Below are 23,510 nucleotides of genomic sequence, written 5' to 3'. Positions count from 1 at the left end.
CTTTAAGCACTTCCTTCATATTATACAAGTAAACCATATTTTTTTAAACCCAGTAAAATACATATTACAAAAAGAAATACAAAAACTAGTGTAGAAAGAATCTTCTGGTGTATCGAATAGCTTGTCTGCTGTTTCGGTAGCCCTAAAATATTTCCTAATACTAAACCGCCCACCAGTCCGCCGACATGTCCCCAAACATCTACAGAGGTGTCAAGAAGACCAAAAACAAATGTCATCGCAATAAATAAAAGAAAATGTCTGACTAGTTGTTGGATCGCCGTATTATATTTAAAATGAAATCCTAAAATAAACAACGCACCAAACAACCCGAATATCGAGGTGCTTGCACCACCAGACAAAACATTCGCTTCGTTGAAAGCAAAACTTGCTGTATTTCCCATTATCCCACTGAACATATAGATCAGGAAAAACCGCCAGTGACCGTATATTGCCTCGATTTGTTGCCCCATAAAATACAATATCAGTGAGTTCATGACGAAATGCATCACTCCAAAATGGATGAAGATTGGTGTCACTAAGCGCCACCATTCATTGAAGTGAACAAGATAAGGACCATACATTCCAGTATAATAAGGAATTTCAAGACGCGGAAACAACTCCATTATAATGAAGACTATTGTCTGTATCCCTAAAAAAACATAGGTCCATAACGGTCGCCTCAACCATGCACGCATTTTTATTTGCTGTTGATAATTCATGAAAACCTCCCATTTCATTTTAGTCAATAAATAATTGTTGGATCTTCTGATCAAAACTCTCCGGTTGCCATTGTTCATTCAATTGTTCTCGAAAAACGAGGCTGCATGTTTTTCGATGGAAATTTTTTAAATACCGGTCGTAATAACCACCGCCAAAACCAATACGATAACCGGCTCTATTGTAGATAATCCCTGGTACAATGAGGAGGTCGATCATTTCCGGCAAATAAAGCTTCTCTGATTGTGGCTCAAGAACACCAAAACTCGAACGTTCAAAAATGGTGTGTTCTTCCATTTCATAAAACGCCATCTGTCGTTTTGGTAAAGTTTTAGGAACAACTATTTTCTTTTGTTCTTTTTTCGCCCGTTGGATAATCGGCTGTGTATCCAGCTCAATTTCATTTGACAAAGTCGTCCCTATCACTTGTGCCGACTTCCAGTACTTGCTTGCGAATAGCTGTTCATAGATTCGCTGTTCTTTGCCCTTTTTCTTGCCGCTTTTGGCCAGATTTTTCAGCTTTTCAATTCCTTGCCGGCGTAATTTTTCTTTCATTTGCTCCAAAAAATCACCTTTCCTTCTCTCATAAAATGGTATAGGAAAAAAAGAAAAATAGCAATCGAACTTTCAAATAAATGTATAAATAAAAGAAAAAGAAGACCTAACAATGATTGGCCTTCTTGCCTTTTAATGAACTTCAACTGCTCAGCACGTGTTTTTGTCTGATAAACAATACATACAGAAAATATGGCGCACCAAAAAAGGCGATCAAAATCCCTGTCGGTATTTCCCCACTTGGTAGAATCACTCGTGCAACAATATCTGCGCTAAGTACAAAAACGGAACCGAACAAACTGCTCAAAATAAAGGTCCAATGATTTTCTTTACGTACGACTAGCTTCGCAGCATGAGGAGCCAGTAGTCCTACAAAGGATAAACTCCCTGTCACCGCTACGCTACCGCTTGCTAAAGCAACAGCTAACAACAAAAGGATTTTTTGACTTTTATTCACATTTAGCCCTAATCCTTGCGCGCGTTCTTGACCAAATGATAGCAAGCCAATCCGTTGCGCATAAAATCCTCCTAGCGGAATCAAGATAATCGCCCATGGAAGAAGCGCCCAAACATAGGACCAGCTCGCACCCCAAATCGATCCCGCCAACCATGCATTGACAAATCCATAATTTTCCTTTGACAATTGGATGGTGCACAACAACGTTAATGCAGAAAGACCAGCATTAATGGCAATACCAGACAATAAGATACGATTCATCCCTAAAAATCCATTTCGATCATAGGCCGCAAGATACACACAGCAAGCAGCGAGAATACCACCTATAAAGGCTACAACTAGCAACAGAAACGGCAGAGAATATTGTGAACAGAAACCTAAATAAAGCATCACTAGAAATCCAGCTCCCGCATTAATCCCCAATATGCTAGAATCTGCCAATTCATTTCTCGTCACTCCTTGCAAGATATAGCCAGAAACGCCAAGACAAGCTCCTGCTAATAAACTGATCAGTAATCGGGGAACTCGAAACTCTCCAACAATCAGCGCCAAAGAAGAGGAGCCTTTCCCTATGAACGTGTCAAAAAGCTGATCAAGATAAATAAAAGGCGTGCCAATCATCAAACTACCTACAGACAAGACGATAAGTAGAAAAAGCAAGAAATACAACGTCCAATATATTCTTTTCACCGTCGTTCCCTCCTTACTTGTATCAGTAAAAACGGAACGCCAATCAATGCAATGACTAATCCAAAAGGTGTTTCAAAAGGTGGATTGATCATCCTTGCTACAAGATCCGCCAACATGACCAGTCCGCCTCCAACTAAAAAAGAGACAGGTAGGACATAACGATAGTCTGTCCCAACCATTCCGCGAACAATCGGCGGAACCAACAGCCCAATAAATGAAACAGGTCCGACTAACGAAACGGCAATGGCTGCTAACACTGCAACTAGACAGAAAACAATCAACCGTGTTCGTTTAGGACGACCTCCAAGAGCTAATGCATGAGTTTCACTCAAACTAATCAAGGATATCGCTTTTCCTAATGAAAAAGAAACCAAGACAGCAAGCACATATACAGGGAACAACACTGTTAACTGTTTCCATGTGATATTGGCAGCTCCACCTACAAACCAAAAGGCAAGATCCTGCTGTAGATTAAAAAATTGGGTAAGTGCTTGACTGATTGCAGTAAAAAAAGAACTAATAGCTACGCCAGCTAAAATCAGCTGTAAAGGATTCATGCCCATTTTCGAAAACTGCAAAAAGCCAAATACGAGCAAAGTCACAGCAAAAGAACCTGCCAATGACACCAGAAACACAGAAAACCCAGAAGCTTTGGGCCAAAAAGCAAAACTAAGAGCCATTGCCAACGAAGCACCAGCGTTGATTCCTAGTAAACCTGAATCTGCTAACGGATTTCTTGTCACACCTTGCATCAATGCACCGCTCAATGCAAAACAACTCCCTACGAGAAATGCCCCTGCGACCCGAGGCAAGCGAATGTTTCTTATGATTTGATGACTTTGTTTTGATCCATCAAAATCAACCAAAGCCTGCCAAAAGGCTGTTTTTCCCACACTCGCTGCGCCATTTGAAAGAGCAATAAAAAAAATGATCAAAAGAACAAAACAGATCAAAAGCAAGAGTTTGTTTTTTTTCCTAGCCTTCATAATTGATCCTCCTGCTCTTTTGGCAACAGATCATACGTCAGAAAAACTGGTTTATTCGTTTTTGGTAGTGTGACAATCGTTGCATCAATCTCAAATATTTTTTTCATACACTCTTTTGTGATCACTTCTTCAGGTGTACCTTCCGTAATCAATTCACCGTCTTTCATGCCTAGTAAATAATCAGAAAAACGTGAAGCAAGATTAATATCATGGATCGACATCAAGATCGTTGTTTGTTTTACTTGATTGATTTGAGACAATAACTGTAGGATCTCTAATTGGTGTGACGGATCTAAAAACGTCGTCGGCTCGTCCAAGATCAAGATATCTGTTTCCTGAGCAAGTGCCATAGCGATCCAGACACGCTGGGTTTGTCCACCAGACAACGTTGCGATATCTCGCGTGCGATATCCAGACAAACCTGTTGCATCCAAAGCCCACTCGATTGCTTCATGATCTTGTGCATCCATACCACTAAACAGTTTTTGATAGGGATATCGTCCGTAAGATACTACTTCTTCTACTGTCATACCTATAGGATGTTCACTAGTTTGTGCTAATAAAGCAATTTTTTTTGCAAGTTCTTTTGAACTGTATGTAGATATATCAGAGTCATTGACAATGATCTTTCCTGATTTCACAGGTAGTATACGGGTAAAGCTTTTCAATAAAGTAGATTTTCCACTTCCGTTTGGCCCGATCAAGCTCGTGATTTTCCCTTCAGGAATCGTAACAGACATGTTTTCAATAATTTTTTTATTTTCGTAGCCGGCTGCAATATCAGCTGCCCTTAGTCTCGTCATTTCACCCACCCTTTCGCTGAAAATCATTCTCAATTATGACGCTGTTTCACTATTTCGTCAAGCGCTACTTTCATATCTATAGCTAAATGAAGCGGTTGACAGCATTCGAAATATCAGGAATAATAACCAATGAGAAAGATTCTCAATTATGTCAGGAGGAAAGAAATGAACTTAAAAACAAAAGTATTCACCTTATCTAGCATGTTGCTGCTGGCTGGAGTATTGAGCGCTTGCTCCCCCTCTTCAGATAAAGAAACAGCTACAACTACCAATTCGACGACTTCATCCACCAGCACGCATACAGTCACAGATACGCTTGGACATAAAGTCGACATTCCAAACGCACCTAAACGAATCATCGGCAGTTACTTAGAAGACTATCTGATTTCCCTAGGAGAAAAACCTATCGCCCAATGGACAGTGGGCAGTGGTTCTATCCAAGATTATCTGCAAGATGATTTGAAAGATGTTCCAACTATTTCTTATGATCTTCCTTACGAGAAAGTATTAAGCTTCGAACCTGACTTGCTGTTGATTTCTTCTTCCGCTACTGTCGAAGGTGGAAAATACGAGCAATATAGTAAAATCGCGCCAACTTATGTCGTAAAAAATGGAACAGACGTCACATGGGAAGAACAACTAAAAGATGTCGGCAAGGCTTTGGCAAAAGAAAAAGAAGCGGAAAAAGTCATTTCCGATTATCAAAAATCCGTCGAGAGCACTCGCGAAGAATTAGCAGATAAAATTGAGAACAAGACAGCTGCAGTGTTATGGGTGACCAATAACTCCGCCTTCATGGTCAGCAAAAATCGGTCAAGCGGTAGAATCGTATATGACGATCTAAAATTTGGTGTGCCTGATTTAGTAGAAGAAGTGTCCAAAGAAGCCACTTCTGACTGGTCTGCTGTTTCTTCGGAAAAACTAGCTGAATTAGATGCTGATTACATCATTCTTGTAAACAGTGATAAAGATGCTGCTATGTTCAATGAACCAAGCTGGAAAAATCTCAAAGCAGTGAAGGACAATCACGTACTGCAATTCGGCCCTGAATCTAGCTGGCTATATAATGGACCTATTGCCAGTCAGGAAATGGTCAATGATATCAAAGAAAAGCTAAACTGATTTTAACTAAAAAAGCATCTTCACGTTCATTCGCGAGATGCTTTTTTATTATTAAAAACTAAATACCCGGATATTATTCTTCTTTTGAAACAACCTTATTTCTTACTCTTTCCCATTTTTGAAAACGATGGGCATATAAATTTTCCTGATCCGTTATTCCCTCGTATTCCTCTATAAGAGCGAAGTCTGAAAAATCGATATCCCCAATATACGTATCTCCTTCAAACGTGCTATCAATCAATGTCCGCCAGATTCGACCGGTGTAAGGAAGAAGTTCTTGAAAAATCCGACTGCCACCCGAAACATAGATATCTTCTGAGATTGTTTGACTATACGCCAAAAGTTCATCGATTGAATGCATCACTTCTGCATTTTCTTTCGTGCGAAAGTTCGGTTGCGTTGTCAACACGATGATATGGCGATAAGGAAGTGAGAGATCGCCCATTCCTTCATAGGTCTTTCTTCCCATCACTAAGATTCGATCCATTGTATGTTCACGAAAAAAACGCATGTCATTTGGCAATCGCCACGGTAGCAATCCATTTTTGCCGATCAGACCATTCCTATCTTGTGCCCACATTGAAATAAACATATCATCCGCTCCTTATGATTTTAGATGGTTTGAGATAAAAAAAGTCTCAATTCTTTGACCAGCAAGGAATTGAGAACTTTAAAAAACATTATTTTGTTTCACGGTGCAAAGTAACTTTGCGTTCGCGTGGGCAATATTTTTGTTTTTCCAAACGATCAGGATTGTTACGTTTGTTTTTGCTTGTTAGGTAGTTACGTTCTTTACAAGAAGTACACTCTAAAGTGATGTTTACGCGCATGTTTTTCCCTCCCATTTTTACAAGAATCCTCTAAGATGACTCTCAGACTTGATTATCTTACCATGATTTTTTCTAGATTGCTAGTGTTTTTCACGATTTTGTTAAGTAAAACTACTTGACGATAAATACAACGGTTTTACTTCTCAAACAAAATCTTTTCCTTTTTGTATAAATACCCTTACACTTGTTTATATAGATTATGTTTTTTAATAAAGGGGGATACTAATATGCCATGGAACATGAAGGACTTTCCTGCATCAATGAAAAACTTAGATAAACTGACAAGAAAAAAAGCAATCGACATCGCAAATGCACTGTTGGATGAAGGGTACCCTGATAGCCGTGCGATCCCAATTGCCATTGATCAAGCAAAAAAATGGGATGAAGATGCTAGTGAATCAGAAAAACGAACCTTCGAAAAAGAAAAAAATCCAAGCAAGACGGATGAACACGATACGAATCCTCGTGCCGGAAAACTGCTTGATTCAGATGTGATCGTAGAATATGAGGAAAAACAATGGATCGTGAAATCTAAAGGGGCAAAAAAGGCAAGCAACCATTTTGATACAAAAAAAGAAGCAATCGAAAAAGGAAAGCAAGTAGCTCAAAACAAACAATCAACTTTGATCATTTATAAAAAAGATGGGACAAAAGAAAAAGAAATCAGTTACTAAGCGCTTAAAAAGAAGCATAGAAACAAGGAGATCATCTCACATGCTTCTATGCTTCTTCTCATATTGTTGTTTCTTTTTTTATCAAACAGTCACATAGTCGATTGCTTCTGCTTGCGGAATCGTTTCATCGACAAAGTAAACTTTATACCATGTCAAGAAACTGAAGATCGTCCAGATTTTACGTTGTTCTTCTTTACGTCCTTCGTGATGGTCATCTAGCAACTTCATAATTTTTTCTTGATCAAAAAATTCTTTTGCAAAATCTGCTTCGAATAGTGCTTTGACTTGTTCGTAGCCGTGTTCTTCTTTCAACCAAGCTTTGATTGGCACAGGGAATCCTAATTTCACACGATTCGACCACTCTTCTGGAAGATGTTTGTTCGCAGCTTGTCTGAAAATATCTTTTGTGTTGTTTTGATTCAACAAGAACTTACTTGGTATTTGTTGAGCCAATTTCATGACTTCGATATCCAGTAAAGGTACTCGAACTTCTAGAGAACTAGCCATAGAAAGTTTATCTGCCTTCAACAAAATATCTTTTGGCATCCATTGATGAAGATCGACGTATTGCATCTTATTGACTTCATCTTTGATTCCTTCTGTTTTCTCGTAATGAACAGTCATGATCTCATTCACAGATGGCGCTGTTTGATATTTTGGCGTCAACACTTCTGATGCTTCTGATTCTTCGAACACTCGAGCATGCCCGATAAAATATTCTTTTGCTGGCGCAAGTGATTCATATAAATGGATACGTCCATGGAAATTTTTCATTTTTCCGATTTTACGTCCTAAATTATAGCGTGTCCCTTTTGGCAATTTTTTCAGTCCTTGCGCAATCACACGGATAAATTTTGAATTCGTGTGGAATCCATACGTTTGGTATCCCGCAAATAGTTCATCTGCCCCTTCTCCTGATTGAACCACCCGTACACTTTGTGAAGCGAGATTTGCTAAAAAGTACAACGGCACACAAGAAGGATTTGAGTCTGGTTCATCTAAGTGATACTGGATCAATGGGAATGCTTTAAAAGACATGTCTCCGTCGATTACAGCTGCCGTATTGTCTAAGTCCAACAATTCTGTTAGTTTTCTGGCTTCAATCGCTTCATTATAGGTTTTATCATCAAACCCAATTGAGAAAGAATGATCTGGTTTCAATACAGAGGTTACATAACTGGAATCGACCCCGCTGGATAAGAAAGAACCAACTTCTACATCGCTGATTGTGTGTGCTTCAATAGAAGCTTGAACAGTTTCGTCGATTTTTTCGATCCATTCTTGTCGGGAATGCGTTTCTTTTGTTTCAAAATCTGCATCCCAATATTGTTGAATGTCCAGTTTTCCGTCTTTATACGTATAATAATGACCTTCAGGTAAACGATAGACACCTTTGAAGAAGGTTTCACCGTTCAATGGAGAATATTGGAAAGTCATATAAGGTTTCAATGCTTCTTTATTCAATTCTTTATTAAAATCAGGATGAGGCAAAAAACTTTTGATTTCTGAACCAAACATAAATGTTCCGTTCATTTCTGCATAATAGTATGGTTTGATCCCAAAATGGTCTCTCGCACCGAATAACTCATTTTTTTCATTATCCCAAATAGCAAAAGCAAACATTCCGCGGATTTTTTGCAATAATTCTGTTCCCCATTCTTCGTAACCATGCAAAAGGACTTCTGTATCTGCATGTGTTTGAAAAACGTGACCAGCTGTAATCAATTCTTCTCTCAAAGGCTGATAATTATAGATTTCGCCATTAAAAATAATGATCTTTGTTCGATCTTCATTGTAAATAGGCTGAGTACCGCCCTCTAAGTCAATAATACTTAATCTTCTAAATCCTAAAGCAACGTGTTTATCGATATATTCCCCTGAACTATTAGGTCCACGGTGAACGATTCGATCCATCATTGTATTAATAATTGTTTTTTTGTTGTCCTTGTCGTTAACAAAACCTACAATACCGCACATTTAACTTTCACATCCTAATATAAAATTACTGTTTATTTCATCCATATGCATCTTAACATAGAATAAATAGCGGACGAATATTTTCTCTCTTACAGTTTCGTCACGTGAAAACAAAAGATGAAAGTTTCTGTTTTTACAGAAAATAAAGTCCCGATATCTAATTTACCATGTTTTCTTTTTTGAGGCTATCTTATTCTCTTCGTGTTAAAAAAATATTAGTGGATGCTGTTCAAAAAATAGCCTCCAAACAAAAAGACACGACCGAAATCGTGTCTAAACATGGATATATAAGGAAGGTACGGGATTTGAACCCGTGCACCACATTACTGCGGCTCGCCGGATTTCGAGTCCGGTGCATTACCACTCTGCCAACCTTCCGCAAGTACTATTTTTAAACTTTTCCCACGAAATGTCAAGCCTATTTCTAACAGATAAATAACAGAAACCGTTTTTTTACAAAAAAAGTCCATTGACAGTTTACAGCCAACGGACTTACCGATCAAATTCATCATGATAGAACACTATCTGATTGTTTCAGGATTATCTAGTGCTAAAATCGAGTCAATTGTCCGTTTGATCAGTGCGATGATTTGTTCTTCTGTTGGATGCATGATGTTTGATGACATCAATGATGCTAAGCCAGTCACCGCTACCCATGTACCAGTATGCAAGGCATCGATATAATCATCCGATAATTGATTGTATCTTTCATCTTCTTTGACTATTTCACGGAAATAGTTGTAAGAAAAATCATGCATTTTCTTTCCGTCCCCATGTTCATCAATGTACAATGCCATGTAAAGACTATGATGTTTCTTTGCAAAGTAGATATAGTTCAAACCGAGATCAATGATTTTATCACCCGTACGCTCAATAGGGAAAACATCTTCTTTTAGTTGTTCAAAGATCGAATCCAATAACGTATTTTTCAAATCTTCCATGTTTTTGAATTCCAGATAAATTGGCTGAGTCGAAATCCCCATCTTTTTCGCAATGTTTCTCGCAGTAAATCCTTTAAACCCTTCCTTTGCAACAACATCATAAGCAGCTTTTAGAATTTGATCCTTGGTATAGACTTTTCTTCTCATTAAAACTCCCCCACTTCTTTACTGCAGTATATGTTGTTTTATTGTACCCTATTTTTAGTATTTTTTGCAAACATTTTACTCAAAACGTTATATTTTAAATTTTTTTCTCAGTCTTCTTTAACTTTTTTTGCAAAATTAAAAAAATTTGGTTAAATTCACTGGGTTCCCTTACATTTTTAGTTTTAACCTAAATGATAGTTGACCAAATCTTTCATTTCAAGTTATAGTTAAAGAAAACGAAAAAGAAGGTGTGTAATGGAAAACGAAACTGACGTTATTTATATTCATCCTCAAAAAAGAATCGTTTCACAGAAAAGAAAATATTTTTATCTTAGTTTTACAGGTGCTTTTTTTCTTTTTATTGGCTTAGTTTCTGGTACACCTGCCGCTAATTGGAGTGGTCTACTGACTATTCTTACCTCGCCAAGCAATCTTCTGACAGATTATTTTGCTTTGGGTGGTTTTGGAAGCGCATTTATAAACGTTGGGATCTTGACCTTACTTTCTGTGCTTGTGGCTTACCGGCAAAAGGTGATTTTAAATGGCCCCTTATTCGCTTCGATTTTAACAGTTACCGGTTTTTCTTTTTTTGGCAAAAACCTTTATAATTCAATCTCGATCATTTTAGGTGTATACCTGTATGCTGTATTTGTCAATAAACCTTTTTCTCAGTATATTATGATAGGACTGTTCGGCAGCGCATTGTCGCCGGTCGTTAGTTACATTACTTTTGGTATGCGCTTTCCTTTGCTAGTAGGAATTCTACTGGGAAATTTGGCTGGTATAGCAATTGGTCTTCTTCTTCCGCCGTTAGCTGCTCAAACTTTAGTTTTCCATCGCGGGTTCACGCTTTATAATATTGGATTTACCTCAGGCTTGATTGCCATGGCTTTTACTGCTGTTTTGCGATTGTTCAGCTACTCAATCGTCGAGAATACATTGGTTTCCAATGAATACCATTCCCCTCTCGTCTGGATCATTTTCGGCTTTTTTTTGCTGACAGTCGGTTTTGGTTTCTATTATAATTCCTTTCGACTTTCGGGTATTCGAGAGATTTTCGATTCATCTGGTAAACTGACAACTGATTTCATTGCTAATTCTGGTATCGGTGCTACTTTGATCAACATGGGGCTAGTTGGTCTAATGCTTTCTTCTTATGTTTTGCTGGTTGGTGGTAAGTTAAATGGTCCTGTCATCGGTGCTATTTTATCTGCGGTTGGTTTCAGTGCTTTTGGTTGTCATTTAAAAAACAGTTTTCCGATACTAGTCGGAATTTTTCTTGCTTCTTTGTTTGGGACGTTTCATGAGATCACCAGCACCGGCATGCTCGTTGCCGCTGTGTTTGGAACAGGCCTCGCGCCCATAAGCGGTTTTTACGGCAGTTTTTACGGTGTAATAGCTGGTATGTTACATATTGCTCTTGTCCATAACGTCAGCACTTTGCACGGAGGACTCAATTTATATAACAGTGGTTTTTCAACTGGATTCGTTGCAGGTATCCTTGTACCGATACTAGATAACTTTACTGCTGTCAGAAAGGAAAAAAAGACACTTGGAAAAAGAATTATCAAAAAGAATCATCGATGAGCTTCTTACTTATCTATATTCCCACGAAATAACTGAAATACGTATTGGCGTAGAATTTGCTGAGGAGGGACTTTTCATAGAAATACAGGGCACAACAGAATCTCAGCCAGAAGATCTAGATGTACTTGCTGATTTGCTGAACAATCCTCGAGACCCTAGCATGGAAATCTACTATCAGGAGCTATTAGGTAATCCTCGACATGATCGGGAAGATTATCATCTGCTAGGTAGTTTGATTGACGATGTGGAAATCATGTATGCCCAGCCGATTATCAATATCAAAATTTTTCGGCGTGCTTCTCCTCGCCCTTATTATTAGCCTATTTTACAAAACAGCTTCATCCACCTAAAACAGCTCCTGAAAGTTCGATTAAAAATCTACTTTTAGGAGCTGTTCTAAGCTTGATATTATTGATTTTCCAATCCTTCGTATAATTCATCTGTTACAGGTTCTAAAAACTCTGAATTACCAGCAGTGATCGCCAAATGTTCAAACCAACTGTCTTTTGTCGCACCATGCCAATGTTTGATCCCTTTGTGCGTTACGACGACATCTCCAGCCATTAATCGTCTTGCTGGCTTTCCTTCTTCCTGATACCAGCCTTCTCCTCCGGTCACAAGTAAGATTTGATAACCGTCTGTATGGACATGCCAGTGATTGCGACAGCCTGGTTCAAAAGTTACATTACCTACACCAACAGAAATTTCGGGATCGTTTACTAACATATTCAGATAGCTTTGCCCGGTAAATACTTGAGCGTAAGCTTCGTTTTTTTCACCTGCTGGAAAAATCACGCCTTTTTGTATTTCTTCGTGTTTTGTCATCATTTATGCCTCTTTCTTATCTTCACTATTTTCTTCTAGATAGATTTCTTTTGCTAAACTAAAAGCCGACCAAGCTTTTGGCCACCCTACATAAAAAGCTAAATGGGTAATGATTTCTGCTATTTCTTCACTAGTAATACCATTTTGCTTGCCAATTTTCAGATGAGCCGGCAATTGTTCAAAATTCCCTTCTGAGATCAAAGCAGATAGGGTGATGATACTACGCTGATGAGGAGATAATTCTTCTCTTGACCATACTTCTCCAAATAAAACATCGTCATTCAATTCTGCAAATTTTGGTGCAAACTCCCCCAATTGATCTCTTCCTGCGGTTTGTTTTTCTGCCATTTTTTTACTTCCTCCGTTCGTGATTGCTAGGTGATTCAAACACTGTTCTTAAATAACATCATTATCTATTGTTTCTTCGCATTTTATTTTAAGCCCCATTTTTTAACCTGTCCAATGCTTAGTTTACTCCATCAGTATGCTTTCCAAGCATAATTGTTAACGTTTTCTATCTTTTTTCTATTTTTGAAAAAACAAGATATTAAATAAGTCTTTAGTTGGATGTTTTTTTGAGATTATTCTTTTATACTTACAATGAACGTATGATGAACTTACAAAATTGTTTGTTTTCTGTCATCTTAAAAAGTGGCGCAGACAGTTGCTTTTCTAGTAAAGTATAGATACCAAAGAACCTCTAAGGAGTTGATGAATAATGAATATTGCTGCCTCTCGAAAACTGATAAACTTCATTTCCATTATTGGATTAGGTCTATCAATCGCACTGACGATTTATTTTATTAATTTAGGTGTTTTCAAAGATTTGAATGCTTTAAGAGGATTAGTAGGTGATTCGATCATTTTAGGTCCGGTCATTTTTATCTTCATCCAAATCTTGCAAGTGGTTATTCCAATCATTCCTGGAGGAATCAGCACTGCAGCGGGTGTCCTGATATTTGGTCCTTATGCTGGCTTTATTTACAATTATGTTGGAATCTGTATTGGTTCGATTATTATCTTTCTTCTAGGACGACATTACGGAAAACCATTCATTCTTTCCATGATCAGCGATAAGACCTATAACAAATATATTGGCTGGTTAGACAATCAAAACCGCTTTGAGAAGCTGTTTGCTCTAGCTATTTTTCTTCCTGTTGCTCCGGACGATGCGTTATGTTTGATGGCTGGATTGACAAACATTTCAGTGAAACGATATACACTGATTATTTTGATAGCTAAACCACTATCGATTTTCTTATACAGTATGGCTTTGATTTATGGAGGACAATATCTAAGTGGTCTTCTTGGTTAATATTTATTTTGCAAAATCAGTTATTGATTGATTACCAATGTTAATTCTGGGAAAGGATCTGCAAGATACATTGCACCCTTTCCTTTTTCATTGGATTTGCGCTACAATGTGAAAGTAGGTGATAGGATGAATTATTTGAAACGTAGCTTAGGCAACGCGTGGGATTTTTTGAAAGGAACACAAGCTTATTTCCGTGATGTCTTGCTGATGCATGGCTTTATTTTATTTATTTGTTTACCCTTATTGAGCAGTACGACTCGTTTTATTTTGCACCGAGGAACAATTGACTATTTGTCTTATGACAATATTCCTTTGATTTTCTCTCAGCATCCTGGAGTTCTGCTGTCGTTAATCGCCGTTTTATTGACGATTTTACTATTGGTTTATTTCGAATTTGCATTTCTTTTGATGAGTGTCTTCTTTATTAAAAAGAAAGAACCCGTTTCTTTAAAGCAGCTCTTGCACTTGACGATACTTCAACTGAAGAAAGTGAGACCTATTACTTTTCTGTTTTTTCTTGCTTATTTTTTATTGATTCTACCGATCAGCGGGTTAAGTTTCAATTCTGATCTACTGTCAAAAATAAAAATCCCTGCTTTTATCATGGATTTTATTTTTGCTAACCGTTGGATCGTCGTCAGTTCCTTTTTACTCGTTTACATTTTTCTTGGCTATATTGGGATTCGGCTGATTTTCGCTTTACCTGAAATGATTTTACGAGATCGACCTTTTCGAGCATCCATTCGAGAAAGCTGGTTGCTGACCAAATCACGTCTTTTTGCTATCACGGGACAATTTATCGTGATTGGCGGTACGATTTTACTTCTTTCTTCTTTGGGATATATCGTTGTTATTTTGGCACAAAGTGTTGTTGAAGAATTTTTCCCGAATTACGCATTGATCAGCGCTGTATTTGCGATGACGCTTTTACAAGGAATTTTATTATTCAATATCGTGATGTCTACTGTAGGAATTTTTTATATCATCGTTGATTTCATGGATGACGAAGGTTTCTTACCAGAGATTCCCAAGTGGTTTACGCCTCAAACGTCCAACGTGCATTTATCTGCGCTGAAAAACACTGGTTTGACCCTTTTTGCAGTTTTTTTCGGTATTGGCGTTTGTCTTTACAATATGGATTATCTGACTTCGGCAGTTCAGACAAAACCAGTGACTGTATCTCACAGAGGTGTAAGTACGCAAAATGGGGCGCAAAATACTTTAGAAGCACTTGAAAAAACAAGCAGAGACTATCATCCTGATTATATAGAGATGGATGTGCAGGAAACAAAAGATGGCCGTTTCGTAGTGATGCATGATGCAAATCTTCGTCACTTAACTGGGGTAAATCGAACACCACAGGATTTGACGTTGAAAGAATTGACAAATCTTACGGTTACTGAAAATGGGTTCCAAGCCCCTGTGTGTTCTTTTGATTCTTATTTAGAAAAAGCGCATGAATTGAACCAAAAATTACTTATTGAGATTAAGACCTCTAAAAAAGATTCAGATGACCTGGTCGAACGATTTGTTCAGAAATACCGCAAAGTGATTTTAGAGAATCATCATATTTTGCAAAGTTTGACGTACCAAACTGTTTCTGATTTAAAAGAAGCAGAACCAAACTTTTATGTGGGCTATATCTTGCCTTTCAATATCGTTGGGCCTCCCGTAACGCCTGCTGATTTTTTGACAATGGAGTATAGTACGATCAATCGTAACTTCATTAATTCTGCCCATCAAGATGGAAAAAAAGTATATGTATGGACGATCAACGATTCAGATGCTATGAGTCGCATGATGTTTTATGGTGTGGATGGTATCATAACCGATGAGATGGGACTACTAAATGAAAGTGTGAAACAAACAGATGAAGAAATCACTTATTCAGACAAGCTACTAAATTTCGTTTTGGGTGTTGGCTAATCAAAAATCGTTAATGAAATAAGCTTTTATACAACAAAAAACGCATAACCTGTTACCGCAGGTATATGCGTTTTTTGTTTGACATTCATAACGTGTCCTTAATTATCTCTTGATTCCTTCATCGCACGAACAATAGCTAAAATAGCAGGAATTGCAGAGATCACTGCAAGAATAATTCCCATTTTCCCTGAACTTTTTCTTTTAGGCATATCTTCTCGCTCCCTTCTGTCTTTATTTATATTATAAGGGAGTTCTTGCGAATTCTCAAAAATACTGTTTAAGAAACCAATTTAGCAGGTGCACTAATATCACAGAATTTTACGAGCATGCGGTACTTGCTTTCATAAATGATTGGATAGTCTCGTTGGTCATAACTTTCAACATACACGACAGCCGTGTTGTTATATGTACGTTCAATACAGCCAATTAGTTCGTGAGATACGCCAATCGGTTTGCATATATAAGATCTTCCTACTTCTGCTTTTACCATTTCATTCCCTCTTTTCTTTGTTTTTCTTTATTTTATAATAACAAATCTCCCTTCAATTGAAAACGTTTTATTTCATTTTTTTATTTTTATTTGATTTATTTTTTACTTTTTAGATAACTATTTTCTTATCATAATTCTAGATGTTGTGACAAAAACGTTTGTTTATATTCCTATGTTGTTCGTGTGTTCTTTTCATTATCCTGCTAAATTATTTACAAGGGGTGAGTATATGATTTATATCCAAGCAATAGTCTTTTTAACGTTGATGGTTGGGCTACTTATTGGCTTGAAAGAAAACAGCTGATTGATTTAAGAAAAAATAAATAAGAAAAGTGATAAATGCTTTTTAATTGCATGAAAAAACGGACGATGCTAAACTTGTTATAGGTTCGAAAGTTTAAAGGAAACTTTCAAGAACTGAATTACATTACAAAGGAGATGAATTTTATGACGTTTACAAAAAAAAATATGCAATACCGCGTAGCCTTTGATACAACTTCTAACCGTTTTATGGCGATTGATGCACAAAACGAAAATAACGTTGCGTTTGGTATTACAATTGAACAAGCAGTCCGAGCATTAAATGAATCTAGATAGGGAGTGACCCATTCCAAATGGCGACTGATGAGATCTCGGAAAATCAATAGAAGACGTTTGTAACGGTGATCCGCGACAGACGTCTTTTTATATTTTTTACATACATTTGGTCATTATATCTGTCATTTGTTCTTGACCTAAACAAAAATATAGTTTTAATATCAATTATCGTCGCTTTTTATGACAATTTTGTTAGCTGTTTCGATGATGATATTTTGTTATGATTTGTATAATATTCTATAGAATAAAAATAAAAAAGGAGAATTTTCATGAAAAAAATTTTAGGGTTAATCGTTATCGTATTGATTGCTTTTATAGGTTGGAAAGGCTGGGACTACTATCAGTCTACTTATGTAGGAAAAGATTATTATGCAGTAATCAAAGCACCGATGCCTGCAGAAACTGATATTAAAGCAGATAATGGAGAAGTAATTGGAAAAGGGTTTAAATATAACGTAGATGCGTACGCTGAAAACGGTGAAAAAAGACAATTGGATTTTGATGTCATTACTTCTGGCGACTCTGCTAATGGTTCTGCTTATCCCGAAGGAACAATCTTGCAGTTGAAAGCAAGCGAAAAGCGAATTATAGAGAAAAAAGTAATCACTAGCGATAAAGTACCTTCATCTGTAAAAGACAAATTAGGGCTATCTTAACACTAAGAAAATATCGCAAAAAAGCACTCGAAGTGAGTGCTTTTTTACTTACTGATTTTAGAAAAAAATAGAATTGGTCTTCGAAGTCACTTTCCTGTTCTTCAAGTCCTTAACTAAAGAACAAGGCAATGAATCGATTCCCATACAAACAAGAGGCTGGGACAAAATTCTTGTCACAGCCCCCTTTTTCCGAATAAATGGTGCCGATATGTGTTAAGTACCTAAATGGGTACCAGCTTTCATTTTAAAGTCAGCATGTTTCTATCACTAATTATTTAAATCTAGTGAAAAACCCTTATCTTACAGGCGTTCGTTCAATTCTTTGGCAAGGTCTTCAAAGCCTGGTTTGCCTAGAAGTGCGAACATGTTTTTCTTGTATCATGTATACATTTATTACTTTTTTTCTCTTTTATACCGTTAGAAAACGCCGAAATATCAGCATTTTATCTATCTCTTGTTTTTTCTATCTTTTCTGATTTTTAATATCACTATCACCAAAGCTATCACTAGTTTTTCTATTATTTTTACTTTTTTATATGTATATTGAAACAGGAGTTAGAAAAATTAATAGAAGAACGAAAAAAGACCTCAACCAAATTTAATTGCTAGGGTCTTTTTATAAGAAGAAATGCATATTATCGTTTAGATATTGTCAATACATATTCAGGAAAATCTATTTTAGGGTTTACAATAAGAACGTTTGTTCGTATACTCTTTTTGAGGTGAACTTTATATGTTAATGGAAGGAAAAACACAATTATGGTTTAAATTTGATCCTTCGAACAAATTCATTAAAGACTTTCACAAAGTATGGGATTCAGAAGTTTTCTTTTTAGCAATCGAAGATAGCTTATTAATCAATCTCTACTATTCTAATAAGAACTACTTTAAAATTCCTGCTGCGAAAACTAGAATGAAGAAAGATGTATATTTTTTGTTTGATATCGTGACTGACGTGCCAGACGCACGGAGCGATCATCGGCGTTATGACTATATAAAGTATACTTTCGTTGATCCAGAAAGGTATATAGATTAAAATAAGTTACCTAAAAAGGACAAATACAAATTTTATTATCTTATTTATAGTAAGAAGATAATTTAAGATTGCGAAATACGATACTATTTGTAATCTATAGTATCAGTCCTATAAAATAAACATCTAATTAATTACTCTAAATCCTAATTATAAGCCTTTTTTCTCACTTTTTTTCAAAAATATGGTATGCTTCTTAGTGAATTCAAATATATGGTATGCTTCTTAGTAAATTCAAATATATGGTATGCTTCTTAGTGAATTCAAATATAAAAGAGTTTAAAGCGTAATACACTTATGGGGAAGTGGTTTGGGGTGCGCTTTAAACTCTTCTTTATTATTATCTCACAGCATGCTTAAAAGGTCTATGTCTATGGATTAAGTTATGTAAAAAAGTGCCTCTTTAAACGTCCTAAAATCCAAACAAGGATAGCATAATATACACTATCGTTGATCCAGAAAACAGGTAAATAAATTTTGCAAAAGCAATAAGTTAAAAACATTACAAAAAAGACAAGGATATCACATCAAGAAAAAATGTTTTGAAAATATCTTTGCCTTTTTGTATTATATCTATATTAAATAATCAATCACAACACATTAACTAATTTATATATTTAATTTGTTGTTTTTCTATAATTGGATAACTAATTAACTTATGACTATCTAAGTCTTCTTTATTCATATCAATTGCAGTAATTTGACTGTCTTCATATGTTCGATAATAATAGATTCCTTTGTCAACATTGCAACAAGAAGAATAAATTGTATATTCATATTTTCCATCACCAACATCACACAAACCTTTTTGTTGTTCTACTGAACCTAAGATATGGAAAAATTGACTAATACTTTCTGACTCTGAATCTCCAGATACAGAATTCAGCTTCGTAAAAGTCGCTTTAACAAAACGAGATACTGAGGATAAATCTCCAGGCAAGCCTATCCCTCCCATACCGCGGCTATAGGCATTCAAACTTATTTGATTTGAAAAATTATTTTTAGGAGTTTCACTCGATAAGACACGATAATTGTTTAAATTAAATAATTGATAGTCAAATGAAGGATTATTGGTAAGAACGCCCACAGGGTTATCATATATATGAAGTCCATCTTTCATACTTTCAATGACAATTGATTTTTCTTTATCAGCTAATAGCCAATGTAAAGGGGATAAAGGAAGTTCATCACTATAATTTATATTTGCTAAATTGATATTTTTTAACAATTTTTTAGCTTCTCCTACTGTTGAGCATTGTCCTAAAATCCAAGGAATAAATTCAAAAGGAGATACATTGTCTTTCCCTTCTTGTATTTCTTTATAATCAGCATACCCAGAAAAATTTAGCCCAGCCATACTCAATCCTTTTTCATTTGTCGCATCGTAATAAAGAGGGTAGTCAGCTATACCAGCGGCAATACCAATCATTGCATAATGAGTATCCAAATCATTTACCTTTCGAAAATTCAACTTATAATTTCTTGGAGTAACAGTGACTACTTCATTGTAAGATATTTCATAATCAAAATTCCTTCCAAAATAATGATCACTTGTTACATAAGTAATAGACGTACACATAGTTTATTCCTCCTAAATATTGTTCTGTCCACGTTCATTTTACTCCAAAGTTTTCCTCATTTCAAAAGAAAATCACAGAATACACGAAGAAGCGTTTCTATTTGTATAAACTATATCAAAGTTCTATACTTAAATTATCAAATAAAAAGGACGTGAAGATAAATGTCAAATTTAGAAAACAAAGAAGAAAAAGTTGTAAACAAAATTGTTTCTGTTGTCAATAAACTGGATAAAGAGTTAGACGAACTTGATACGTTATCTGAAAATCCAGAAAAAAAACATAACCTAAAAAAATGGTTAGTTGAACGAAAGGCTATTCATGAAATTAAAAAAGTTCTTCATGAAGCTGATAAATATGAAAAATATGATGAAAAAGAACTTGATAAAGAATTTAAAGAAATCAATGACTTATTACTATAATTGATTTATACGATTCATTTTTGAGTCGTCAGACTGCAAACAACACTCTAAATTTAGGAGTTTGTCTACAGTCTGAATAAATTTTAAATTTATTGTCCATAATGTTATTATGAATTTATAGCATTAAGAAAAGAGATAAGACTTTACATTTTTTTAGGAATGTAAAGTCTTATCTCTTTTCTTAATTGTACAATTAGTATTATCTGCACTACTTTCTAATTAAATAAATTTTTAGTTATTAACTTGATTAAAATCAGAGATAATATCAATTAATTCAGTTTGAAGGGTTGTAACGATTAAATGGAAATTTTCTTCATCTGTTTTATTATATGGGGATGTTTTCGTTATATATAACAACTTTTCTTTTTCAATTTTCATTAATAACTCTGTCGAAGTCTGTACTTTATCTTGATAATTAAATGCAGACATCCCACTTTGTATAATTGTAATTATTGCTGAAGCAATTGAAACAATCAATAGTAAAGACCTGTGTTCGGAAGCCTGATCAATTAATATTGGGATACTAGCTGATAAGACTATTTTTATAATATTTCCGATACCAATTACTCTATTATAAAATCGAATTTCTTTTTTTAATCTATCGATTGTAGAATCAATAGATTCGATAAACGCTTTTTGATCCATCATTTTCTCTCCAATCATTTTATTAAAATCATTAACAAAAATATTATAATAGGATTTAAGTAAGTTCTAACTAATCACACATAAAAATAAAAAACATTTGTATTTTATCAAAGTTTTATTATACTTGTCAATTTGTGTACATCCTAAAATATAAGCTATTTGTTTACTTCTGTAGAATATATACTTTGTTGTTAGATAAGTTGCACATGTTTATAGAATCTAAATAATAAATTTTTATGTACCGCCCCTCAAAGAGGGGGGAATTTTTTATCGTTGTGGAATATTTAAATACCAACGCTTATCATGAAAATCTTGTGCTCCACCCTTAGTATTTCCTTCTGGATCGTTTGTCGCACGCATCATGACATATACTTTTTTATTAGGGAAATCACGCATATTGAAAGATACATGATAGCCAACATTTCCTAAAGTATTATAAGCTTGATTTACGTCTGGTCTATAAATCCCATCAGCTCTTACTCTAGCTAGTTCTTTTCCAGTATTGTAGTCCATAATGAAAATATACTCGTATTTATAATTAGCAATGTGACATCCAGCTACATGCAAGTTTGCGTTTTCGATTTCTCCGAACTGATCAATGTGGGCGTAATTTGTTCCATCTGTCAGCGTAGAATTTGCAGCACCTGCTCGAGTTGGATCAATTACTGGTTTATCCTCCGAAGTAGTTGGATTATCATCCGTAAAACCATGAGCCAAATCATAGGCTAGTTTTTCTTTACTTACACCCATTTCAGAAAGATAACCGTAAGGATCTGTATGATCGCCCCAAATATTTTGTGTTACCCATAAATGCGATTTGATTCCTGGTTGGTTATAAGGAGTGTCTAATGTTAATGGAATACCATATTTCATTGCTGAATCTCTTGCCAATTCAACGTATACTTTATAGTTCTTTTCAAAAGTTTCTTTATCATGTGTGTGTTGTAACTCGATTTGCACAGGACTATTTGCATTAGCATATGAACCAGCGCCATACTGCACATAACCAAGTTGTCCAACTTGGTAAACAATTCCGCCGTCTCCCACAATGTAAGCAGTGTAAGCACTAGTCCATGAACGTTGCATATACTGTGCTTCATTGCGTCCTGTTGCTGTTTCGTTAGGTGTTTCATGCAGTAAAATATACTGATTATTCGCTACTTGAGAGCTACCTTCATTTACACCTAAATTAAATTCATTGTTAATCGTATAGGCAAACCCATTAATTGGCAATAAAAAAAGAGCCATTATTAGGCTCAATGATAAAATGATTTTCTTCTTCATTTTTTTCCTCCTATTTTTTTAAGTTATATGCAGACACACCAGTGATAACACCTAAAAACGTCGCTACTGCATTGATAGTCAGAACTGTCATATCTGTTCCATTCCATCCATATGCTTTGCCTAGTGTTGCAACTAATACAGATGTAGCCGGAAGTACCGTAAGTACCGCCCACTTAATGATTTGATAATATTTATCAGGTAAGATCATCTTTATTCATCTTCTTTCTATTTTTATCGAGATGTTTCCCTAAATAAAGTTTTAATTTGTTGTGTGTGTTCTACCAATTTTTCTGCATGTGTATCTAATCTTTCATCGTGTTTCTTTAGTTCTTCATGAATCATCAATCGATCTGATTTGCTCGATTCTAAATCTTTTGTTAATAGTTCCAAGTTGTAACTCACTTGTGATAGTGTTTTCGTAATTTTTGTAAATGATGCAACAATCGGTCTAATTACTAATAAAATCAAAGAAACGATAGCGGTTATTGATCCTGCTATCGCTCCCCATTCCCCTAAATTAATCATATTGCAACTCCTTGTATCAAAACTAAAAGCACATCAATTAAGATGCACTCTCTTCATTGTTAATAATTTTTTCTGCTTCTTCGTCTGTAATGCATAGCGGAACGAACTGTAGAACTTGATCGTCAGTAAAACAGCCCCAATCATACATCATTTTCACATCGCTAAAACTAAACATACTACTCACCTCCCTTTGAAGCTGGATTTAATTGCTCTTTAATTTCTGCAATATCCTTGCTGTTTTGAATCGAAGCAAGCATCATTTTTGAATTGATTTGTGCTAAACTATCAGCTTTTTCTTTTAATGCAGTGTTTTCCTGTTTAATTGCTACATCATTTAGCATGAGTTTGGCATTGAGCTGTTTTAGATTGCCGTTCTCGTTTTCCAGTGCCTCGTACACTGCTTCAAGATTATTTAGCTTATTGTGATCCAATACATTCGTCAAAACAATCCATCGGTTTTCTTGCGGATCAAATAATTGATCATTAATTGTTAAAGGCTCCCCATCTGAACGAATTCCTTCTAATGGTGGGACATCAGTAAACGGGACAGTCATAACCATATCATCTAACACTTTTCCGACATATTCCCCAAGTTGATCATCTGTGGCACATTTGATGATGTGAACTAGTCTCGGCCTTGCATCAAGTACGATGTTTATTTTTTCTTGTCGTGACATGAAAAGCACTCCTTTCTTAGTTAACTAATAATTTGTAGACAATTGAAACAAT

General features: G+C 35.7%; 29 protein-coding genes and 1 tRNA gene. 10 read left to right on the top strand and 20 right to left on the bottom strand.

The window, feature by feature from the left end; translation table 11 throughout:
* Window positions 1–20: 20 nt before the first annotated feature.
* The 5 genes from OZZ83_RS09815 to OZZ83_RS09795 all read right to left on the bottom strand — a co-directional run bounded on the left by OZZ83_RS09815 (window position 21) and on the right by OZZ83_RS09795 (window position 4,208).
* Window positions 21–719: a rhomboid family intramembrane serine protease gene (locus OZZ83_RS09815; protein ID WP_002308868.1), complete on the bottom strand. Its 699-nt coding sequence runs from the start codon at window positions 717–719 to the stop codon at window positions 21–23.
* Between the two features lie 19 nt (window positions 720–738).
* Window positions 739–1,272, bottom strand: a complete 534-nt coding sequence (locus OZZ83_RS09810) for a 5-formyltetrahydrofolate cyclo-ligase (RefSeq protein ID WP_372684143.1) — start codon at window positions 1,270–1,272, stop codon at window positions 739–741.
* Window positions 1,273–1,414: 142 nt separating this feature from the next.
* On the bottom strand, window positions 1,415–2,419 hold the full coding sequence (locus tag OZZ83_RS09805) for a FecCD family ABC transporter permease (protein ID WP_002345986.1): 1,005 nt from the start codon (window positions 2,417–2,419) through the stop codon (window positions 1,415–1,417).
* Entirely contained in the window at window positions 2,416–3,405 is a 990-nt protein-coding gene (locus OZZ83_RS09800; protein ID WP_002313633.1) for a FecCD family ABC transporter permease, read from the bottom strand. The genes OZZ83_RS09805 and OZZ83_RS09800 overlap by 4 nt, the downstream gene beginning before the upstream one ends.
* Entirely contained in the window at window positions 3,402–4,208 is an 807-nt protein-coding gene (locus tag OZZ83_RS09795; RefSeq protein WP_002345987.1) for an ABC transporter ATP-binding protein, read from the bottom strand. Before OZZ83_RS09795 ends, OZZ83_RS09800 begins: the two co-directional genes overlap by 4 nt.
* A 165-nt stretch (window positions 4,209–4,373) precedes the next feature.
* Here OZZ83_RS09795 and OZZ83_RS09790 point away from each other — a divergent pair, with 165 nt between their 5' ends.
* Complete coding sequence (locus OZZ83_RS09790; RefSeq protein ID WP_002344363.1) at window positions 4,374–5,330, top strand: ABC transporter substrate-binding protein; 957 nt, start codon at window positions 4,374–4,376, stop codon at window positions 5,328–5,330.
* A gap of 73 nt (window positions 5,331–5,403) precedes the next feature.
* Here OZZ83_RS09790 and OZZ83_RS09785 read toward each other — a convergent pair whose 3' ends face one another.
* On the bottom strand, window positions 5,404–5,922 hold the full coding sequence (locus OZZ83_RS09785; protein ID WP_002308859.1) for a dihydrofolate reductase: 519 nt from the start codon (window positions 5,920–5,922) through the stop codon (window positions 5,404–5,406).
* Window positions 5,923–6,010: 88 nt separating this feature from the next.
* Window positions 6,011–6,175, bottom strand: a complete 165-nt coding sequence (gene rpmG, locus OZZ83_RS09780; protein ID WP_002320810.1) for a 50S ribosomal protein L33 — start codon at window positions 6,173–6,175, stop codon at window positions 6,011–6,013.
* Window positions 6,176–6,387: 212 nt separating this feature from the next.
* Between rpmG and OZZ83_RS09775 the strand changes: the two genes are divergently transcribed.
* Entirely contained in the window at window positions 6,388–6,834 is a 447-nt protein-coding gene (locus OZZ83_RS09775; RefSeq protein ID WP_002308858.1) for a DUF2188 domain-containing protein, read from the top strand.
* Between the two features lie 81 nt (window positions 6,835–6,915).
* Here OZZ83_RS09775 and asnB read toward each other — a convergent pair whose 3' ends face one another.
* The 3 genes from asnB to OZZ83_RS09760 all read right to left on the bottom strand — a co-directional run bounded on the left by asnB (window position 6,916) and on the right by OZZ83_RS09760 (window position 9,899).
* Window positions 6,916–8,811: an asparagine synthase (glutamine-hydrolyzing) gene (asnB, locus tag OZZ83_RS09770; protein ID WP_002308857.1), complete on the bottom strand. Its 1,896-nt coding sequence runs from the start codon at window positions 8,809–8,811 to the stop codon at window positions 6,916–6,918.
* A gap of 290 nt (window positions 8,812–9,101) precedes the next feature.
* Window positions 9,102–9,189 (bottom strand) — tRNA-Ser (locus OZZ83_RS09765).
* 143 nt (window positions 9,190–9,332) lie between these two features.
* Window positions 9,333–9,899: a TetR/AcrR family transcriptional regulator gene (locus tag OZZ83_RS09760; protein ID WP_002308856.1), complete on the bottom strand. Its 567-nt coding sequence runs from the start codon at window positions 9,897–9,899 to the stop codon at window positions 9,333–9,335.
* Between the two features lie 255 nt (window positions 9,900–10,154).
* On the opposite strand from OZZ83_RS09760, the gene OZZ83_RS09755 reads away from it, so the two are divergent.
* On the top strand, window positions 10,155–11,486 hold the full coding sequence (locus OZZ83_RS09755) for a DUF1576 domain-containing protein (protein WP_002308855.1): 1,332 nt from the start codon (window positions 10,155–10,157) through the stop codon (window positions 11,484–11,486).
* Entirely contained in the window at window positions 11,452–11,805 is a 354-nt protein-coding gene (locus OZZ83_RS09750; protein ID WP_002308854.1) for a hypothetical protein, read from the top strand. The genes OZZ83_RS09755 and OZZ83_RS09750 overlap by 35 nt, the downstream gene beginning before the upstream one ends.
* Window positions 11,806–11,894: 89 nt before the next feature.
* Here OZZ83_RS09750 and OZZ83_RS09745 read toward each other — a convergent pair whose 3' ends face one another.
* Both OZZ83_RS09745 and OZZ83_RS09740 read right to left on the bottom strand, forming a co-directional pair.
* Entirely contained in the window at window positions 11,895–12,314 is a 420-nt protein-coding gene (locus OZZ83_RS09745; protein ID WP_002308853.1) for a cupin domain-containing protein, read from the bottom strand.
* On the bottom strand, window positions 12,315–12,659 hold the full coding sequence (locus tag OZZ83_RS09740) for a carboxymuconolactone decarboxylase family protein (protein ID WP_002308852.1): 345 nt from the start codon (window positions 12,657–12,659) through the stop codon (window positions 12,315–12,317). It lies immediately after the preceding gene.
* Between the two features lie 370 nt (window positions 12,660–13,029).
* Here OZZ83_RS09740 and OZZ83_RS09735 point away from each other — a divergent pair, with 370 nt between their 5' ends.
* Together OZZ83_RS09735 and OZZ83_RS09730 are read left to right on the top strand one after the other, a co-directional pair.
* Window positions 13,030–13,626: a TVP38/TMEM64 family protein gene (locus OZZ83_RS09735; RefSeq protein ID WP_010727127.1), complete on the top strand. Its 597-nt coding sequence runs from the start codon at window positions 13,030–13,032 to the stop codon at window positions 13,624–13,626.
* Window positions 13,627–13,752: 126 nt separating this feature from the next.
* Window positions 13,753–15,552 carry a glycerophosphodiester phosphodiesterase gene (locus OZZ83_RS09730; RefSeq protein WP_278023723.1) on the top strand — a complete coding sequence of 600 codons (1,800 nt, stop codon included), beginning with the start codon at window positions 13,753–13,755 and terminating at the stop codon, window positions 15,550–15,552.
* Between the two features lie 277 nt (window positions 15,553–15,829).
* Here OZZ83_RS09730 and OZZ83_RS09725 read toward each other — a convergent pair whose 3' ends face one another.
* Window positions 15,830–16,042, bottom strand: coding sequence for a hypothetical protein (locus OZZ83_RS09725; RefSeq protein WP_123856793.1), 213 nt, complete (start codon window positions 16,040–16,042; stop codon window positions 15,830–15,832).
* A gap of 447 nt (window positions 16,043–16,489) precedes the next feature.
* Here OZZ83_RS09725 and OZZ83_RS09720 point away from each other — a divergent pair, with 447 nt between their 5' ends.
* The 3 genes from OZZ83_RS09720 (at window position 16,490) to OZZ83_RS09710 (ending at window position 18,331) form a co-directional block, all read left to right on the top strand.
* Window positions 16,490–16,639 carry a hypothetical protein gene (locus tag OZZ83_RS09720; RefSeq protein ID WP_002320735.1) on the top strand — a complete coding sequence of 50 codons (150 nt, stop codon included), beginning with the start codon at window positions 16,490–16,492 and terminating at the stop codon, window positions 16,637–16,639.
* A gap of 269 nt (window positions 16,640–16,908) precedes the next feature.
* On the top strand, window positions 16,909–17,295 hold the full coding sequence (locus tag OZZ83_RS09715; RefSeq protein WP_002308846.1) for a YxeA family protein: 387 nt from the start codon (window positions 16,909–16,911) through the stop codon (window positions 17,293–17,295).
* 733 nt (window positions 17,296–18,028) lie between these two features.
* Window positions 18,029–18,331 (top strand): DUF5960 family protein, encoded by a 303-nt coding sequence (locus OZZ83_RS09710; RefSeq protein WP_002308844.1) that lies wholly within the window; start codon window positions 18,029–18,031, stop codon window positions 18,329–18,331.
* Window positions 18,332–18,932: 601 nt separating this feature from the next.
* On the opposite strand, the gene bsh is transcribed toward OZZ83_RS09710, so the two are convergent.
* Window positions 18,933–19,907, bottom strand: coding sequence for a choloylglycine hydrolase (gene bsh, locus OZZ83_RS09705; RefSeq protein WP_002287105.1), 975 nt, complete (start codon window positions 19,905–19,907; stop codon window positions 18,933–18,935).
* A 162-nt stretch (window positions 19,908–20,069) separates the two neighbouring features.
* Between bsh and OZZ83_RS09700 the strand changes: the two genes are divergently transcribed.
* On the top strand, window positions 20,070–20,327 hold the full coding sequence (locus OZZ83_RS09700) for a hypothetical protein (protein ID WP_002295273.1): 258 nt from the start codon (window positions 20,070–20,072) through the stop codon (window positions 20,325–20,327).
* A 231-nt stretch (window positions 20,328–20,558) separates the two neighbouring features.
* Here the strand turns inward: OZZ83_RS09700 and OZZ83_RS09695 are convergent, their stop codons facing one another.
* From OZZ83_RS09695 to OZZ83_RS09670, 6 genes are all read right to left on the bottom strand, one after another.
* Window positions 20,559–20,990, bottom strand: a complete 432-nt coding sequence (locus tag OZZ83_RS09695) for a DUF4231 domain-containing protein (protein ID WP_002308843.1) — start codon at window positions 20,988–20,990, stop codon at window positions 20,559–20,561.
* Window positions 20,991–21,239: 249 nt separating this feature from the next.
* Window positions 21,240–22,256 (bottom strand): peptidoglycan recognition protein family protein, encoded by a 1,017-nt coding sequence (locus tag OZZ83_RS09690; RefSeq protein WP_002345197.1) that lies wholly within the window; start codon window positions 22,254–22,256, stop codon window positions 21,240–21,242.
* 10 nt (window positions 22,257–22,266) lie between these two features.
* Window positions 22,267–22,464 carry a phage holin gene (locus OZZ83_RS09685; RefSeq protein ID WP_002314481.1) on the bottom strand — a complete coding sequence of 66 codons (198 nt, stop codon included), beginning with the start codon at window positions 22,462–22,464 and terminating at the stop codon, window positions 22,267–22,269.
* Between the two features lie 23 nt (window positions 22,465–22,487).
* Window positions 22,488–22,781, bottom strand: coding sequence for a hypothetical protein (locus OZZ83_RS09680; protein ID WP_002308840.1), 294 nt, complete (start codon window positions 22,779–22,781; stop codon window positions 22,488–22,490).
* Window positions 22,782–22,818: 37 nt separating this feature from the next.
* Window positions 22,819–22,956 carry an XkdX family protein gene (locus OZZ83_RS09675; RefSeq protein WP_002334791.1) on the bottom strand — a complete coding sequence of 46 codons (138 nt, stop codon included), beginning with the start codon at window positions 22,954–22,956 and terminating at the stop codon, window positions 22,819–22,821.
* Between the two features lies 1 nt (window position 22,957).
* Window positions 22,958–23,341: a hypothetical protein gene (locus OZZ83_RS09670; protein WP_229038100.1), complete on the bottom strand. Its 384-nt coding sequence runs from the start codon at window positions 23,339–23,341 to the stop codon at window positions 22,958–22,960.
* Window positions 23,342–23,510: the final 169 nt, after the last annotated feature.

Origin of the sequence: Enterococcus sp. E5-162, from assembly GCF_035725965.1 — a bacterium.
GTDB classification, from domain to species: Bacteria; Bacillota; Bacilli; order Lactobacillales; family Enterococcaceae; genus Enterococcus_B; species Enterococcus_B lactis.
This window is presented reverse-complemented; position numbering and strand designations above follow the sequence as displayed.

Coding starts and splice junctions, on each gene's coding strand:
- OZZ83_RS09720 (WP_002320735.1), top strand. CDS start 16,490: ATGACGTTTACAAAAAAAAATATGCAATACCGCGTAGCCTTTGATACA.
- OZZ83_RS09725 (WP_123856793.1), bottom strand. CDS start 16,042: ATGGTAAAAGCAGAAGTAGGAAGATCTTATATATGCAAACCGATTGGC.
- rpmG (WP_002320810.1), bottom strand. CDS start 6,175: ATGGGAGGGAAAAACATGCGCGTAAACATCACTTTAGAGTGTACTTCT.
- OZZ83_RS09800 (WP_002313633.1), bottom strand. CDS start 3,405: ATGAAGGCTAGGAAAAAAAACAAACTCTTGCTTTTGATCTGTTTTGTT.
- OZZ83_RS09710 (WP_002308844.1), top strand. CDS start 18,029: ATGTTAATGGAAGGAAAAACACAATTATGGTTTAAATTTGATCCTTCG.
- OZZ83_RS09785 (WP_002308859.1), bottom strand. CDS start 5,922: ATGTTTATTTCAATGTGGGCACAAGATAGGAATGGTCTGATCGGCAAA.
- OZZ83_RS09700 (WP_002295273.1), top strand. CDS start 20,070: ATGTCAAATTTAGAAAACAAAGAAGAAAAAGTTGTAAACAAAATTGTT.
- OZZ83_RS09690 (WP_002345197.1), bottom strand. CDS start 22,256: ATGAAGAAGAAAATCATTTTATCATTGAGCCTAATAATGGCTCTTTTT.
- asnB (WP_002308857.1), bottom strand. CDS start 8,811: ATGTGCGGTATTGTAGGTTTTGTTAACGACAAGGACAACAAAAAAACA.
- OZZ83_RS09790 (WP_002344363.1), top strand. CDS start 4,374: ATGAACTTAAAAACAAAAGTATTCACCTTATCTAGCATGTTGCTGCTG.
- OZZ83_RS09680 (WP_002308840.1), bottom strand. CDS start 22,781: ATGATTAATTTAGGGGAATGGGGAGCGATAGCAGGATCAATAACCGCT.
- OZZ83_RS09815 (WP_002308868.1), bottom strand. CDS start 719: ATGAATTATCAACAGCAAATAAAAATGCGTGCATGGTTGAGGCGACCG.
- OZZ83_RS09745 (WP_002308853.1), bottom strand. CDS start 12,314: ATGATGACAAAACACGAAGAAATACAAAAAGGCGTGATTTTTCCAGCA.
- OZZ83_RS09755 (WP_002308855.1), top strand. CDS start 10,155: ATGGAAAACGAAACTGACGTTATTTATATTCATCCTCAAAAAAGAATC.
- OZZ83_RS09675 (WP_002334791.1), bottom strand. CDS start 22,956: ATGTTTAGTTTTAGCGATGTGAAAATGATGTATGATTGGGGCTGTTTT.
- OZZ83_RS09695 (WP_002308843.1), bottom strand. CDS start 20,990: ATGATTGGAGAGAAAATGATGGATCAAAAAGCGTTTATCGAATCTATT.
- OZZ83_RS09740 (WP_002308852.1), bottom strand. CDS start 12,659: ATGGCAGAAAAACAAACCGCAGGAAGAGATCAATTGGGGGAGTTTGCA.
- OZZ83_RS09760 (WP_002308856.1), bottom strand. CDS start 9,899: ATGAGAAGAAAAGTCTATACCAAGGATCAAATTCTAAAAGCTGCTTAT.
- bsh (WP_002287105.1), bottom strand. CDS start 19,907: ATGTGTACGTCTATTACTTATGTAACAAGTGATCATTATTTTGGAAGG.
- OZZ83_RS09810 (WP_372684143.1), bottom strand. CDS start 1,272: ATGAAAGAAAAATTACGCCGGCAAGGAATTGAAAAGCTGAAAAATCTG.
- OZZ83_RS09670 (WP_229038100.1), bottom strand. CDS start 23,341: ATGGTTATGACTGTCCCGTTTACTGATGTCCCACCATTAGAAGGAATT.
- OZZ83_RS09735 (WP_010727127.1), top strand. CDS start 13,030: ATGAATATTGCTGCCTCTCGAAAACTGATAAACTTCATTTCCATTATT.
- OZZ83_RS09685 (WP_002314481.1), bottom strand. CDS start 22,464: ATGATCTTACCTGATAAATATTATCAAATCATTAAGTGGGCGGTACTT.
- OZZ83_RS09795 (WP_002345987.1), bottom strand. CDS start 4,208: ATGACGAGACTAAGGGCAGCTGATATTGCAGCCGGCTACGAAAATAAA.
- OZZ83_RS09715 (WP_002308846.1), top strand. CDS start 16,909: ATGAAAAAAATTTTAGGGTTAATCGTTATCGTATTGATTGCTTTTATA.
- OZZ83_RS09775 (WP_002308858.1), top strand. CDS start 6,388: ATGCCATGGAACATGAAGGACTTTCCTGCATCAATGAAAAACTTAGAT.
- OZZ83_RS09730 (WP_278023723.1), top strand. CDS start 13,753: ATGAATTATTTGAAACGTAGCTTAGGCAACGCGTGGGATTTTTTGAAA.